12 protein-coding genes are annotated in these 16,305 nt (G+C 43.5%); 2 read left to right on the top strand and 10 right to left on the bottom strand.

Annotated elements, in window-relative coordinates; all coding sequences use genetic code 11:
- The first annotated feature begins 27 nt into the window (after positions 1 to 27).
- Together ACHLI0_RS13020 and ACHLI0_RS13025 are read left to right on the top strand one after the other, a co-directional pair.
- Entirely contained in the window at positions 28 to 2,007 is a 1,980-nt protein-coding gene (locus ACHLI0_RS13020) for a fumarate reductase/succinate dehydrogenase flavoprotein subunit (protein ID WP_490749334.1), read from the top strand.
- A 36-nt stretch (positions 2,008 to 2,043) separates the two neighbouring features.
- Complete coding sequence (locus ACHLI0_RS13025; protein WP_008761731.1) at positions 2,044 to 2,799, top strand: succinate dehydrogenase/fumarate reductase iron-sulfur subunit; 756 nt, start codon at positions 2,044 to 2,046, stop codon at positions 2,797 to 2,799.
- A gap of 127 nt (positions 2,800 to 2,926) precedes the next feature.
- On the opposite strand, the gene ACHLI0_RS13030 is transcribed toward ACHLI0_RS13025, so the two are convergent.
- From ACHLI0_RS13030 to ACHLI0_RS13075, 10 genes are all read right to left on the bottom strand, one after another.
- The gene (locus ACHLI0_RS13030) at positions 2,927 to 4,453 is read right to left on the bottom strand and encodes a sulfatase (RefSeq protein ID WP_258970662.1); all 1,527 of its coding nucleotides are present in this window, start codon (positions 4,451 to 4,453) and stop codon (positions 2,927 to 2,929) included.
- 121 nt (positions 4,454 to 4,574) lie between these two features.
- On the bottom strand, positions 4,575 to 6,317 hold the full coding sequence (locus ACHLI0_RS13035; RefSeq protein WP_258970664.1) for an alpha-1,3-galactosidase-related protein: 1,743 nt from the start codon (positions 6,315 to 6,317) through the stop codon (positions 4,575 to 4,577).
- A gap of 292 nt (positions 6,318 to 6,609) precedes the next feature.
- On the bottom strand, positions 6,610 to 7,452 hold the full coding sequence (locus tag ACHLI0_RS13040) for a helix-turn-helix transcriptional regulator (protein WP_055218992.1): 843 nt from the start codon (positions 7,450 to 7,452) through the stop codon (positions 6,610 to 6,612).
- Between the two features lie 236 nt (positions 7,453 to 7,688).
- Positions 7,689 to 8,687: a fimbrillin family protein gene (locus ACHLI0_RS13045; protein WP_490749335.1), complete on the bottom strand. Its 999-nt coding sequence runs from the start codon at positions 8,685 to 8,687 to the stop codon at positions 7,689 to 7,691.
- A 51-nt stretch (positions 8,688 to 8,738) separates the two neighbouring features.
- Positions 8,739 to 9,695 (bottom strand): DUF5119 domain-containing protein, encoded by a 957-nt coding sequence (locus ACHLI0_RS13050; protein ID WP_490749336.1) that lies wholly within the window; start codon positions 9,693 to 9,695, stop codon positions 8,739 to 8,741.
- Positions 9,696 to 9,702: 7 nt separating this feature from the next.
- A complete protein-coding gene (locus ACHLI0_RS13055) occupies positions 9,703 to 10,980 on the bottom strand; it encodes a DUF3575 domain-containing protein (RefSeq protein WP_490749337.1) in 1,278 nt (425 codons plus the stop codon).
- 271 nt (positions 10,981 to 11,251) lie between these two features.
- Positions 11,252 to 11,749, bottom strand: coding sequence for an HU family DNA-binding protein (locus ACHLI0_RS13060; RefSeq protein WP_490749338.1), 498 nt, complete (start codon positions 11,747 to 11,749; stop codon positions 11,252 to 11,254).
- A 219-nt stretch (positions 11,750 to 11,968) separates the two neighbouring features.
- Positions 11,969 to 13,573 (bottom strand): hypothetical protein, encoded by a 1,605-nt coding sequence (locus ACHLI0_RS13065; RefSeq protein ID WP_490749339.1) that lies wholly within the window; start codon positions 13,571 to 13,573, stop codon positions 11,969 to 11,971.
- 473 nt (positions 13,574 to 14,046) lie between these two features.
- The gene (locus ACHLI0_RS13070; protein ID WP_008761724.1) at positions 14,047 to 14,268 is read right to left on the bottom strand and encodes a DUF4248 domain-containing protein; all 222 of its coding nucleotides are present in this window, start codon (positions 14,266 to 14,268) and stop codon (positions 14,047 to 14,049) included.
- Positions 14,269 to 14,742: 474 nt separating this feature from the next.
- On the bottom strand, positions 14,743 to 16,254 hold the full coding sequence (locus tag ACHLI0_RS13075) for a putative Ig domain-containing protein (RefSeq protein ID WP_490749340.1): 1,512 nt from the start codon (positions 16,252 to 16,254) through the stop codon (positions 14,743 to 14,745).
- Positions 16,255 to 16,305 lie beyond the last annotated feature (51 nt).

The following is a 16,305-nucleotide window of genomic DNA, read 5'->3' on the forward strand; positions in this document are numbered from 1 at the left end:
GTAAATGATTAAATTGTAAATAATATTATGATCAAGATAGATTCAAAAATTCCAGAAGGCCCGGTGGCTGAGAAATGGACCAACTATAAAGCTCACCAGAAATTGGTGAACCCCGCTAATAAACGCCGTTTGGATATCATCGTTGTGGGTACGGGTCTGGCAGGTGCTTCTGCTGCTGCATCCCTCGGTGAAATGGGTTTCAGAGTATTCAACTTCTGTATTCAGGACTCTCCGCGCCGTGCACACTCTATCGCTGCACAGGGTGGTATCAATGCTGCAAAGAATTATCAGAATGATGGTGACTCCGTTTACCGTCTGTTTTACGATACAGTAAAAGGTGGTGACTATCGTGCACGTGAAGCCAACGTTTACCGTCTGGCCGAAGTGTCCAACGCTATCATCGACCAATGCGTGGCACAAGGTGTTCCTTTCGCACGCGAATACGGCGGTACACTGGACAACCGTTCTTTCGGTGGCGCACAGGTATCACGTACATTCTACGCTAAAGGCCAGACCGGTCAGCAACTCTTGCTGGGTGCTTACTCCGCACTGAGCCGTCAGGTAAACGTAGGTACGGTGAAGTTGTTCACCCGTTATGAAATGCAGGACGTTGTGATCATCGACGGACGTGCACGCGGTATCATCGCCAAGAACTTAATCACCGGCGAACTGGAACGTTTCGCTGCCCACGCCGTAGTGATCGCTACCGGTGGTTACGGTAACGCTTACTTCCTGTCTACCAACGCTATGGGTTGTAACTGTACAGCTGCTATCTCTTGCTACCGCAAGGGTGCTGTATTCGCTAACCCTGCTTACGTTCAGATTCACCCGACTTGTATCCCGGTACACGGTGACCAGCAGTCCAAACTGACTCTGATGTCCGAATCTCTGCGTAACGACGGTCGTATCTGGGTTCCGAAGAAAAAAGAAGACGCTATCAAATTGCAGAAAGGCGAAATCAAGGGAAGCGATATTCCTGAAGAAGACCGCGACTACTACCTGGAACGCCGCTATCCGGCATTCGGTAACCTGGTTCCGCGTGACGTTGCCAGCCGTGCGGCTAAAGAACGTTGCGACGCAGGTTTCGGTGTGAACAACACAGGTCTGGCCGTATTCCTCGATTTCTCTGAAGCTATCAACCGCCTGGGCATTGATGTAGTGCTCCAGCGTTATGGCAACCTCTTCGATATGTATGAAGAAATCACTGACGTTAATCCGGGCGAACTGGCAAAAGAAATCAGTGGTGTGAAATATTATAATCCGATGATGATTTATCCGGCTATCCACTACACAATGGGTGGTATCTGGGTAGACTACGAACTGCAAACTACCATCAAGGGTCTGTTCGCTATCGGTGAATGTAACTTCTCCGACCACGGTGCAAACCGCCTCGGTGCTTCCGCATTGATGCAAGGTCTGGCCGACGGTTACTTCGTATTGCCTTACACTATCCAGAACTATCTGGCAGATCAGATTACTGTTCCTCGTTTCTCTACCGATCTTCCCGAATTTGCCGAAGCAGAAAAGGCAGTTCAGGCTAAGATTGACAAGTTCATGAGCATCCAGGGTAAAGAATCAGTTGATTCTATCCACAAGAAACTGGGTCACATCATGTGGGAATACGTAGGTATGGGACGTACGGCAGAAGGCCTGAAGAAAGGTATCGCCGAACTGAAAGCAGTCCGCAAGGAATTCGAAACCAATCTGTTTATCCCCGGTTCTAAGGAAGGTATGAACGTAGAGCTCGACAAGGCTATCCGTCTGTACGACTTCATCACGATGGGCGAGCTCGTTGCTTACGATGCATTGAACCGTAACGAAAGTTGTGGTGGTCACTTCCGTGAAGAATACCAGACTGAAGAAGGAGAAGCAAAACGTGATGACGAAAACTTCTTCTACGTAGCTTGCTGGGAATATCAGGGTGACGATGAAAAGGCTCCTGTATTGATCAAAGAACCGCTGGTATACGAAGCTATCAAGGTTCAGACCCGTAACTACAAGAGCTAATCGGTGAAGTTAAACATTTAAAAGAATTAGACGAAAATGGATAAAAATATATCATTTACACTGAAGGTATGGCGTCAAGCAGGCCCGAAGGCTAAAGGCGCTTTTGAAACCTACCAAATGAAAGATATCCCCGGTGATACTTCCTTCCTCGAAATGCTGGATATTCTGAACGAACAGCTGATCAGCGAAAGAAAAGAACCGGTTGTATTCGACCACGACTGCCGCGAAGGTATCTGCGGTATGTGTTCTCTTTACATCAACGGACATCCGCACGGTCCTGCTACAGGTGCTACTACTTGCCAGATTTACATGCGCCGTTTCAACGATGGTGACACCATCACTGTTGAACCTTGGCGTTCGGCCGGTTTCCCTGTCATCAAGGACTTGATGGTAGACCGTACTGCTTATGACAAGATCATGCAGGCCGGTGGTTACGTAAGCGTTCGTACAGGTGCTCCGCAGGATGCCAACGCTATCCTGATCCCGAAGCCCATCGCTGACGAAGCTATGGATGCCGCTTCTTGTATCGGTTGCGGTGCTTGTGTAGCTGCTTGTAAGAATGGTTCTGCCATGTTGTTCGTTTCGGCAAAGGTCAGCCAGCTGAACTTGCTTCCGCAAGGTAAACCGGAAGCTCTGCGCCGTGCAAAAGCTATGTTGTCTAAGATGGACGAACTCGGATTCGGTAACTGTACCAACACCCGCGCTTGCGAGGCTGAATGTCCGAAGAACATCTCTATCAGCAACATCGCCCGCCTGAACCGCGACTTCATCATCGCTAAACTGAAAGACTAAGCGTGAGCTTGATTTGATTAATAGCATAAATCCCCCGTTGGCTAACGCCACGGGGGATTTTCTTTTTACTGACCAATTATTTATAGACTATTTGTTAGTATCTTATTCCGACCTAAATCGACATTTATTAAAAGTAAACAAAAGGCTTTAACTCATTTCCTTGTTTATCCACCGGATAAAGAGCTCCTTCCTTTTCCAGCTGGGCAGACATTTCCCGAATCATCTCTCTGCATTTATCCGGATGGGCCGCAGACAGTTCGTTTCTTTCTTCCGGATCATCTTTCAGATTGTAAAGCAAAGCTTTGGGTTGCTTCGGAGTCTGGGGAAGATAATAATAAATCAACTTCCAGTCGCCTACGCGATAGGATGTGAAGTAGCTGCCGCGGTGTGCGTGAGGGAAGTGCATCAGGAAAGACTCGGGGCGCTTCTTGTCCACCTTACCGCTCAGTTGCTTTTTCAGATTGAATCCGTCTATCACGTAGTTTTGAGGAACTTCACATCCTGCCACAGACAGAACTGTCGGATAGATATCCATGATTGTAGCCAGTTGTGTCTGCATACCTCCTATTTCAATAGGCAGATGCTTCTGTACTTTGCTCTTCTTCTCAGGCTTTGCCCAGGCTGCAATGAAAGGAACACGCATACCGCCTTCGAACTCCGTCCCCTTTTTTCCTCTCAGCGGAGCGGAAGAACCATAGCCGCGTTCATCTCCCAATGGAGCATCACCACCGTTATCCCCTAAAAAGATAATCAGCGTGTTTTCGGCAATTCCCAGCTTTTCGAGTTGATCCATGATGTCGCCTAATGATTTGTCCATGCCTTCTATCAACGTAGCAAAAGCTCTTGCCTGCTCGTTCTTGTCCGGATCAGTGTAGCGTGACAAAAAACGTTTGTCTGCCTGGAAAGGTGAATGAACTGCGTAATGAGCCATATTCAGATAGAAAGGCCGTTTTTCTTCAACGGCTTTGGTGATTTCCCGATTCGCTTCGATAGTCAGCGCTTCACTCAGGAAAGTGTCTGTGCCGTGATATTTCTTCAAACCCGGAACTGCTCTTCCTCTTTCTCCTTTGATATGGCCATAGCCCCATTCGCCATAATAGCTGCCGGGATGTCCGATGCCGGAACCTGCAATGTTTACATCAAAGCCGATATTCTGCGGATTCTCTCCTTCGCTGCCCATGCAGCCGAAATGTGCTTTTCCTACATGAATGGTTTTATATCCAGCTTGTTGCAGGACTTTCGGCATGGTAGGCATGTCTTTTCTAAGCCCTTTCCAGTTCCATTGGAGCGGTCCGAAAGGATTCCGGTTGTTGCTCTCGGCATTAATCCAGTTAGTGACTCCATGCCTGGTCGCATTCTGTCCGGTCATGATGGAGGCTCTGGAAGGGGAGCTCACGCTCTGCGCATAAAAGGTAGAAAAACAAATACCCTGTTTGGCCAGTCTCTCCATATTCGGAGTATGATACCAGTCATTCAGAGGATGACGCACCGGCTGGCCGCTCTCATCAGCGAGAAAGGGGACCGAAGTATCCATAAGTCCCATGTCATCTACAAGGAAGACAACAATATTCGGCCGCTCCTGAGCTACTCCGCAAACAGAAGATGCCAAACCACCCAACACACAAAATTCTTTAAATGCTCGATTCGTTCTCATTACATACTTTTTTAAATTAATACTATAGTTTTACGTGTTATTATAAGACTCAAACTGTTGTTACCCTCAGGCTGGGGAAAATCGTCCACCATCATTTAAGGAAGCTATCTTATCCACTCTGTCAAGGAGATATCTTACATGTTTTCTGCGATACCGCATCCGCTTTCAACAAAGTGAAAGGTGCTTTACCGGAATATAGATTATCTTCGATCCGGACATTCCGGCAGTTAACAAGTTCATAAACAGGGTCGCGGGGAAAGATCGGCTCCTTCTCCGTATTGCGGATGATGCGGTTACCTTTCACCAACAATCCCTCAACACGATCTGCCCAGATGACTCTTGGATTAAAACTATTTATTGTATTGTTTATAAATCGTATGTTACGGTCATAAGTTTGTGTCGGGTCGAACTGTTTACCCAGTCGCGGGGTAACATACAGAACAGCGTGTCTGGTACCGCAATCGGCACAATTCTCAAATGTATTGTTCTGTATCAGGACGTCTTCCACCGCTCCGGACTCAAACCAGAAATGAGTCTCTCCACGGAGCAGGATAGCCGACATCATCGAAGAGAAATAGTTATTCTCGATGACTGTCTTTAAGGGAGTTTTCAGAATAACGCTGCGTGCCCTGTGATTCCGGATGGTGCATCCCCGCATCGTGAAAGCAGGGTTCCATGTCTTGTTTTCCAGCATATCACCTTTCTTCAATCCGGCAGGGAGTGGTTTGGTAAAAGACAACCGGATAAAACGCTCGTTCAAGGTGAATACACTGTCCACGGTGTTTACCGCCTGACGTTGCGGAGAGGGATGGAGAATAAACCAGACGTCATCCCCCTTTCCTGCAAATTTAAAGCCTGACTGTTCGAAATGTTTCAAAACAACACGAACCGTATGGTCATCTATAACCTTATCCACTTCAACATACGTACCGTGCACATTCGTTCCATCATCGAGCATATTCTCAAAGCGACAATTTTCAATCAATATATCTCCCTTACAGTTGACAAAATGGGTAGCATCGGCGGTTGTGGAGATAACTCTCTGAGTATGTTCAGGAAGAACGACCTGAGAGTTCAGTATCCGGATATTTTCCGATCGTTCAAACAAGAAGCCCATCCCCAAGGCATGATGGATGGTGATACTATCCAGGCTGATACTCCTGCATTCTTTAAAATCAAAAGCCGGCGCATAGCGGTCATGATCACGATCTCCCTTCGAACTGAGCAAAGAGCCTACGGGAGGATAATAATGAAGTTTCTCATAAATGCGAAGATTGCCGTTCTCGGCCCGCTCTACTCTGGACGGTTCGCTATCGATGTCGATAGCACCATGCACCACCCGTTTGGTTCCTTTCTCAAAAGGAAGCGTGCTTCCCAAACATGTATAATTAAATCCGTCGATACAAGGAAATTTGATCTCGCCTTTCTCCAACTTCCAGGAAAATCCTTCCTTGAAAGGCTTGATCTCTCTCCATCCTTCTTTGGAATTAACGCTGACTACTTCACCTAAGAAAGTAAACGGAATATCCCAGTCAATGGTCAGTCCTTTCACGCTTACCGACTGGCAGTTCTCGAACAGAAAAGGCATTATCTGACCGTGAAACAACAGAGTTGCTCCATTCCCGACAATTTCCACACTCTTGTAATTTTCTAAAGAGAACAATATCTTTTTGCTCCCGTTCCCATGATTGGAGATAGCGCAATATTTCTCAACGGCATAATCCGGCAAGCAATAATAGACTCCTTTTTGAAATACGATTTTAATCTGATCCGACCGGGATCTCATGACGGCTTCTCTGATTTTGCATGTGGCATCTTCTCCGTCACAAAGGGAAATGTTTATGATCTCCTGCGCACGCAGCATGAGTGTATGACACAGAAAAAGTATTATACATAGAAACACACTCTTATTTTTCACCCATTTCAGCATAATCTACTAATGGTATTCTTCTTTTTTTCAGGAAGCTCGATTAAAATTCGTTGAAATAAAAAATAAAATTTCCGTGTCCGCCTTGTCATGGCTTTATTTGAAGTGATCGGACTTTAAAATAAAGATGTATTAGACTGGTTTTAAGGGAAACAGCTAGCAATATACAACAAATGTGTTATACCCACAAAGAAAAAAAAGATTATTTGACTTTCTCTCTAAAAAATTTTCAGACAGGCTTTTTACTCGTTCTAAGCATGCGTGGAGAGGCTCCAAAGAACTTTTTACAAAAATTGGAGAAGTGTGGCAAAGATTCAAAGCCGTATTTATAGCATATTTCGGAGATACTGCTGTCTGTATTAAGCAACTCGTCCAAAATACCTTCCTTACGTCGTGCCTGCATCCATTCGTATACCGGTTCGTGGAACACGTTATTGAAGATACGCCGCAGGGTGCTGACGGTATAGCCGCCAAGTTGGGCCAGTTCTTCTACCGTTTTTACTTTCTTATAGTTCTGAAGGACGAAATATTCAAAAGTGGTAGTGTATTTCGAGAGTGGATGCACTAAGCTGGCCAAGTCATAATCCGAATAATAGTAGCTTAGCACAAACGCCAGTTCTTTGCGCTTTAAAGACAGCAGATCCCGGCAAACCTTACTTTCACTCAAATAGGATTTGGAACCATCCAAAAAGTATTTCAATTCAGGAATTATCTTTAAAGGAGAATAGATAAGCGGAGAAGGTACATCCTTCATGATATGATTGAAACGGAAGTCACAGAATAGTTCCGGCTGGATAAAACGATAATAGATACATTCGCACTCGGTCATCGCAAGCATCTCGTATTTTGAACCAATAGCCTGAAGAATAAATTCACCTGCTTTCAACATCGTACCTGCATACTCCTGACTATTAACCAAGAGCTCTCCCTTTATCAAAAAAAGGATGAAATTATCTTCACACCTCCGGGCTGGTTGATGGTAACCCCTTGTATGAGTAGTGTGAATAATAGCATTGTCTACGGCTTTCGGACAGTTCTGACAATCCCAAGTACCCTGACAGATTGATGACATATATTTGTGTTGGCGTTTGATTTGTTCCTGTTTGCAACAAAAATATATGAAATCTTTTAGATGGCAATAAAAAAGAAGAAGAAAAGTGAAAAAGAGGTTATATAGAGATATAAGATATTGTATTCAAACATATATTCATAAGATACAAATTTACAAAGTATACAACCGTAGATTTCGCTAAGCTAAACCTACGGTTGTTACACTTTCATCTTTACGAGACTTGTAATATTTTAAATTTAAGCTATTGGAGAATCTATATTAGGCGTTTCAGGTGTCTCATCCTCCCAGTCTTTTACATCTGTAGCAATACCTATCTGCTCTGCTCCAACAGGCAAAGTTAGTTTATAACGTATGCTCTGACCTACACCCCATTTAGAATTCTCAGGAAGAGTTACTGTCTTCGTATCATTGAAGAATGTTTCTTCAACACCATTGATTGTTTTAGTCGTTTTATATGTAATATTAATTATCGCACCCGCAACATCTTGAGGTAATAACATTAACGATCCATCTGTCGAGTCTAAATTATAAAAACCATCCTTTGCAGTTTCTGCTACAGATATTGGATAAATATATCCATCTGTTACAGTTTCACCAACACTCCAAGTTCCATCAGTAACATTTTTGGCATAAGTATATATAGCTGCTCCACCCTTTACACCAGTAATTTTTATACTAGTAATATTATAGATGTAATCCACATCTTCCGGCTTATAAGAGAAATTAATTTTGGCAAGAATATGCTTAAAATTCAAGGTGGCTGTGTTACCTTCTGGTTTAGCCATATTTTCAGATGCAACTACTAAATCTGTTTGTGCTGAAGAAGTTGCTCCAATAGTAAAAGCAAGAGTTGGATATCCTTTAGTTGCTTCAGTCGGAAGGGCCAACGCTAAATCATTTGGATATCCGAAGAACTGCACATTCTTACCTGTAGGCCAATAATACTTATTAGAATCTGTAGTAGTCCAACTATTTTGCCCTCCTGTATATTCAACTCCATCCATATATGGAGAACCAAGAAACGTTGTTACAAAATTAAAGTCACTCGCTACAATAAAAGAACTTACTTTGAAGGATTGAAATGTTGTGTTATTCGTTACTACGGCTCTTGATGCCGTTTTAACAACTGTACCCAAATTAATCTCCGCCTTCTGTCCCGGATTCTCAAACTCTTCATTCTGTGAGCAGCTTGTAATTGTTGCAACTGCTGCAATCGCCAATAATACCTTTTTCATAATCGTATTTTTTAAGTTTATAATATTGTTATATTTTGCTTATGCTTTATCTCAAACTACAGGTAAAGGCACCTCCTCCTCTTCCCCCCAATCACCAACATCACCACCAATACCGCCATCACCACCAGGCGGATTCTCCGGCTTATCAACCTTCACCTCATCATCGTCAAGCGGTAACTCTATATCTTTAGAAGGCTCATCGTTGCCTCCCCCTTCACCACTCTCCGAATTGACAATCACATCCGTTATATCAACCTCTATCTTCTGTACCGTATTATCCACTTTCACAAACGCCAGCGTCAACTTTATAGCAAGACCTGCCCGACTCATCGCCCCTTCCGGTAACCCAAAAGCAGTAAAACTACCCGTTACTTCGCCCGAACGTCCTTGCGCTTCAAAGTAAATAGGAGCATCGTTCATTATCCCGCAACATCTGCCCAAACAGTAACAACCCGCCATACCTTCCACACAGCCAACGATTGAAGAAACATATTCCAGCCCTTCCACCTTGATCTTGAAAGAATAGGTCTTTACCACTAATTTCGGTTTCCAATCCAGTAGAAGCTCTTCTTCACTGTTCGCTATATGTAAATCATCGATCTGCACTACGCATAAGGGATCAGGTCCCCATACCATTTTTTCCGTTCCCGCTATTCCCAGACCATTGCAATAGCCTGTAAATGCTTCAATCGTCTCATAGGCTTCCTCTCCTCTGATCTGCACCGTTTCAGTGTCGTAGTTGTAAGCCACTACCGAGTAACGCCCCGGCGGCACCTTTACTTTTCCACCTCTTACTGAAAGGTATGTATCAATCTTTCTGCCTTCCGCACTCTTCGGATAAAAAATCACCCGAACCCCTTCCGGCAACTTATCGGTAATACCGTTCCAATCTAACTTTATATCTACCCCGCTTACGGGATAATCATCCAATAGTTCGCGACGGCTACATCCGGTCAGCATCAGCAGCGAGGACAGAAGCACAAGAAGTATGTATCTTGTATCTTGCATAACGTCCTTATCTCCCTCTTTTTATCAGCCATACCAGAGAGACTTTCGCCTTGGTAGGACCTATAAAGTTATAACGTCCACTAGTTGTCCACACGATATCCCCCTCATAAGGAGTATATTTCTTATATTCTGTTGTCAGATACCCGATGCCGAAGCTAAATTCGAGCGACAGATGGCGAGCCAGTTGCCGCGCATACCCGTAGGTCACTCCCGCAGCTCCGTAATAATCGCCCCGATAACCGTCTCCCTTCCACTGGAAATCGTAAATTCCACCTTCAGCATAAAGCCCAACAAAATGTCCTGTCAACCGGTTGCGCTTCTGACGATTGCCCAACCAGCAACGTCCTTCCACTCCTCCCGAAAGAAGCTGATAACAGAAATCATGTTTACTGTTCAGCCACCACGGACATTTGTATTCAGCATTTAAAGACCACCTTTTGCCTACCGGAATCTCTACTTCTAGATTCGGCGCCAACGCCAAATCGTACAACAGATTATTCTTCACTGCAAGCACCGTTTTACTTTCAACCGGCCCTTCTGCCTCCGACACTACCACCTCATAAGCCATACTCTCTTTACTTTCTCCCTCCGGCTTATCAGGTTGATCGCTCGGAAGCGCCTCTTCCTGCTTTGAAACAAACAATCCGGAGACAGAAGATACCGGTTCAAAAGTATTCTTTTCCATTTCCGGAACCTCCCGGACAACCGTAATCTCAGCGCGTCTCAACTTAGGCAACACATTGCGGACAATGTATCGGTAAGCCATTCCCTGATTCAACTTCTGCAACAGTTCTTTTCGCTTCACAGTGTTATCCCGATGATAATCTATCAACATCAAGACTTCTTCCCGGTCCGGCAAGTCTGAATCCGACGCCACCAACTTACGAAGTTCAGACCAATCTTCTCCTTCCGAAGTAAGTTTAATCTTTTCGGCATCAACATACGGATAACGTTGCCTTAAGAACTCTCTCATCGAATTGTTTCTTCGGACAGATAATGCGGCATTGTAAACCGAATCTCCGTCAGGCGATACAAAAGTGACCACATTGAGCGCAGTGATATATCTTGAATTTATTCTTTCTTCAAGCAAAGAATCTAAAACATTAATTTCGTGACTATTAGTTTTATAACTGAAATCAACATCTGTTTCTTCCTTATCGAAATATATCACCACCCGCCTGATAGTGTCACTCGCAACCGTGAGAACCGGAATCGCTGCATACACACTTTCTGATAAAGCAAGAAATGCCATGAGAATAACGCATGTATAGATTCCGTTTTTCATAATTGTTCGTTTCTGTGAACAAATATAGAAGTTATAATATAAACTAAATCATGCTAGCAGAACAAAAAACAGGACATGGAAGGTTCTGTGAAACGATTGGAACGAATTTGCAAGTTTAGAAGACGATAAGGAGGAAACAATAGATGCGCCAAGGCGTTATATAAAGAAAAAATGCACAGAAAATCGAGTATAACCGATCATCTGTGCATTTACTACTTCTCAATAAGCCTTTCCCGCTCTGACTAATATCTAAAAGGAAAGTACAAAAGACTTATACAGTCGGGTCCGGGGCTTCTTCGTCATCTTTGCCTCCGTCCCCACCGGGATTAGGTTTCTCACTGCCGCTGCCATTGTTACTGCTTCCGTCCGTATAATCCGTATCCAATTCCGCACGACGGGTAATACTCATATCATCCAACGTGGTCTTGAATATTTTTCCAGGATAGAAGAGGATCTTTCTTTGGACGATTGACTTAGACGATACTTCCTTCTCATCATCCGCACTCTTAGTACGAATGGTAGGGCTGAAGATGCCAAACTCACCCATCTGAACGCTCTTTCCGTCGTCAATGTCCTCTGCCATCATATCGACCAGACCGCTGACGACCAGATCCACTACTTTGCGGTGAACTCCGCAAAGACGGCTCACCTTGCCGCACATCTTGGAAAAACTTACTCTGCCGGAACGAACCGACTTTGCTACATACTTTTCGTTTTTGTCCTTGTCAAAGCCGAACACTCTTTTTGTTACTACATACTCTAAAGCCATAATGGTTAAAGGTTAAATGGTTAAAAAAATAAAGGTTATCTGTTTGCCATTCCGTTTTGTCTGAATGACTCTGCAAAGATATAACAGGGCGCAAACCGTCCAGTCCCCTTTAGTCCCCCTTGTGTCTCCTTTCAATGGCTTTAAAACAGTAAATATCCTAAAGTAATTCTCTTATTTTCAATCGACTATACAGATGAATCTTTTTTTTCGGAAGTGCGTTCATTGCTGTTTCTCCCAATAGGTATCCATCACATTCCCCCGCATATTCTGTATATGCACCGAACCTTTTACGGGAATGATCTCTTTACGTTCATATAATACTTCCCATCTGACTTTACTCAGTTCATCACGACACCTCTTTATATAAGGATGGTTAGGGTCAGTAATCCGATCATCCACAATCCGGGACTGATCGCCCTTAGCCGGACCGCTTATATCCAACTCCACATGAATTTGTTGAATTGTCCCATCCATATCAGGCAGAATGGTATAATCCACCACAATCCTTCTTCCGTCAAGCTCAGAATCCTTATTCCAGTCCAATGCTTCCAGTATCTTCTTACAAGCTGCATACCCCCTGTCATCACGGGGAGTTATATAATTGCGATAAACATCCATATGGAGAACTTTCCCTTTTTCTATTTCACTGTCAATTTCTATGGGATAGTACTCTCTGAACTTTTTCAGCTTCTCACCATATATCAACAGCGGACGACCGCTATACCATGTCGCTTCTATCCGCTCACCGGGCTTCATATCCGGAAAGATACGCTCTAAAGGAAACGGTTGCTTATCATTCAAACGCCGGATACTTTTCAGGAACAAACGATTGTCGGAAAGTTCCCATGTGGCAACATATCCCCGCTTGCATTTGTAGTCGAAGCATTTATTGACATAGGGACGCAGCCGGGCATACAGACGAGTATCATATTGAAGTGGAAACTCTCTGATTGCATAAAGCGTATCTTTTAAATAGACAAGATCCGGAATTTGATGTTCTGTAAATCCAGCTTTACACCCTTTTCCACCCCATATGTTTTCATAAATTATTCTCCATTCCTTTTTTCCATATAGATGGGTGACATCCCAGTCGGGAATGAGGTCAAGGCATCTTTTCAATTCCTTTACATACGGATGATCAGGTTCATAGGTCTTCAGATCGCCTTCGTCTATTCGCAGAGAAATACTAAGGCTATCTATTTTCCCATTATCATGAGGCAACAACTCAATACGGGCATATAACTTCCGGTCGGCTAACTCTGGAAATAAATCGCCGTTGAAGTTCTCTAAAATACTACAGATGGCATGTCCCCCGCTTATGGATGCTTCTTTTATCATATTGTGATAAGTCTGCTTTTCTGTTACTACGCCATTCTTTAACTGATATACCGTTTCATGTTCAAAGATTCGTCCAAATTCTCCATAGGTGAGGAACTTTCCTTTAATAGTCCGCATCTCTCCACTAAACCACGAAGCCTCGATTCGTCCTTGTTTGTCTTTGTAACCGTCAAACACACTTCCTATATTCGCATAAGTGTAAGGTTCATTACCACAATGATCTATAATTTTCTCCAAATAGAGTCTGTCGGCTTCCAGCCTCCATATACCGACATACCCCCGCCCGCAATCAGTAGAAAAGGAGCGCTTCGAAATACAGTTCTTTATCTGCTTACTCAGAGTCTCACTATCTCCCAATGGCCAAGTAAGCATTTCCAATGTATCTTTACCTATGACGAGATATTCCCCTCTTTGATCTGTTGCCTTAACCTGTATGCAGGTGCCAACATACAAAAAGATAATAAATAGAAAAGTGTGCTTTCTCATAGCTTTATAATTTTAGAAAACCGGATATACATATATATAATAGAGCAATAATACTCATTTCGGTATTTATCATATGCAAATAAACGAATTATTCTGTTTGCTCAAATAGAATTACGTACAAATTAGCTGTATTATAGTATAACCAATGAAAAATCAACATGATACTTTGTCATACAAAACGGTCAATGAGAGAAAGACAGGAATCGTCATGCAAATTTACCTATAGACTAATCCAAGGAATACGATGCTGCCTTCTCCCGATTCACCCATAATGAAAAACATAGACACTTTATACTAAAACCGTATTTGAGTTTCTAATAAATTCTTTCATCGTTTATTAGAAACGGTTCCTAAGTTTATTAAAAACGTCCATACGCCTTTCCAATCTCTTTTTCTTGAATTTATGCAACAAAAAAGGCTGCAAACTCCGTAAAAGTTTGCAGCCTTTTGCTCATTGGCGGGTTACTTATACCCTAATCCTCATAAGGATCTCCTAGATGTTTTGTTATGATCTTATACTGTTTTGATGTCAAAAACCGGTGATTGTACGGCAAGTAACCTGTCGGTATAAGTTCTTTGACCAACGGGTTACAACCTTTAATCCATCGGCTGAGACAATGCACCGCATTTTTACTCGTTGTACATCCGGGGAAGTACATCGCAGCCAGTGCAGCAAAAGATAAGATTCCTCTCATTCGTTTCTAAATTTTAATTTGAGTTTTATTGTTGTTATTACAACTACAAATATACAACATAAAAAAGCCTTTGTCAAGCCCTCAAGCCCTTCGAGCGTTAATAACAAATTAAATAACTGGAGGACTGATACATAGGCAAGGATTGCATCGTCAATGACTAACAAGTTTGTTACTAACAACTTTGTTAGTAACAAACTTGTTAGTTAATAAAAAGCCTGAGATTCCTCAATTCAGACCCATTGTGTGCGATAACAGTGAAAATCCGTGAAAGAAATCAAAAGAGACGCAAATACAAGAATATTATTTGGAAGGAATAGTCAGAAGGCTTACATTTGTCATGTGATTTTTTTCATAGTATTAGATTTAAGGTTAACAAAGGTTGGAGCAAGGCGTTGCTCCTTTTTTTATGCCCCAACCTTTCTTTATTTATCCTACCTCTGAGATTTATTACTGTCATTCCAGTACTGTCATTGGCTATTTTTTCGGCTTTCCACAGATATAAACCTTGCATTGGTAAGGCGCCAAATCCACCATTATGTTATTCACTGCATTTTCCATAGAACGGCTGTCAAGACTATACACCTGTTCCAAAGACAGGCCTTCCACCGTTTTTGAATTCAATTCTATAGTACGCGGAGCATCCGCCCGGTTAAAACAAGCGACCGCTTTGCGACCGTCAGCCAACGGCTTTACCCAAATATCATAATGATCTGCACGGATGCTGCGCTCCGCCTGCTTGCCCAGCACATCCTGATTGATAGCAATCAGGTCCCTATCCAACAGAACCTGCAATGTACTGTCATTCATACTTCGTACGTCATTTCCGCAAAGTAATGGAGAAGCCATCATACACCATAATGCAAAATGAGACTTATACTGTTCGTGAGTGCAACCTTCCGATTCATATCCGATACTCATACTCTTCCCACCGATACCAACTACCAGCATATCCGGATCATTCCAACCGGAAGGACCGCCATATTCACTCAAAGGAGCATTAATTTCAAGAATATCCAAGATACCACGAAGTCCGCCCAACTTGTTGCCGTCACGGCTCCACACATCGCCTATATCTCCCGAAACGCGCCACAAATGTCCGCCTACCTGCTTTGCCCATTTCCAAGGTTCGCGCTGCCCCCACTCACAAATGGAGAACACGATAGAACGCCCTGTAGCACGCAACGCCTTTCCCATCTTAGCATAGCGCTCCATAGCCTCCACCCGGTCGACAGGAGCATTGCAATAATCATACTTCAACAAATCGACACCCCACGAAGCGAAATCTTTCGCATCCACTTCTTCGTAGCCGTAACTGCCGCATACACCGCCACAAGTCTTATCGGCCGCATCCGAATAAATTCCGAGTTTGAAACCGCGCTCGTGCAGATAATCTGCCACATACTTTATTCCACGCGGGAACTTATCTTTATTAATCTGCAAATGTCCGTCAGCTCCCCGTTCGGGCAACTGCCAGAAGTCGTCGATGTTAATATAGGAATAGCCTAAATCCCGCATTCCGTTAGCTACCAGCGCATCCGCAGTTTGCAAAACCAACTCTTCGGTGAGATGTCGCCCGAAAGTATTCCAACTGTTCCAACCCATAGGAGGGGTCAGCAGCAAGTCATCACCAATGCGGATCACGAGCTTTTCCGTACTGGTCCCCAATGCGTTCTTAGCTTTTAGAGTGACGGTATATTCACCTTTAGAAGCTACTGATCCTGTGATAATCCCTGTTTTCGAATCCAGTTTCAATCCTTTCGGAAGTTTCTCCGCACTCCATTCCATCGGCCGCTGACCGGTAGTAGGAATATAAAAGAGGAAAGGACTGGCAGGATAATTGCCAACCGTCCGGGGAGAGTTAATACACGGTTTTCCTTCAAAAACCTTTTGAGAAGCATCCGGCAAAGAGATATTTCCGGCAACAGATACGCTTGCTACAAAAAGAACAAGAATAGACAAAATTACGATACAACGTGTTTGATTCATAGTTGTTTGTTTTTTATTATGCCACTAAGATAAGAGAAAAAAAGCAGGATA

This window comes from Bacteroides sp. RCH18, assembly GCF_058231005.1.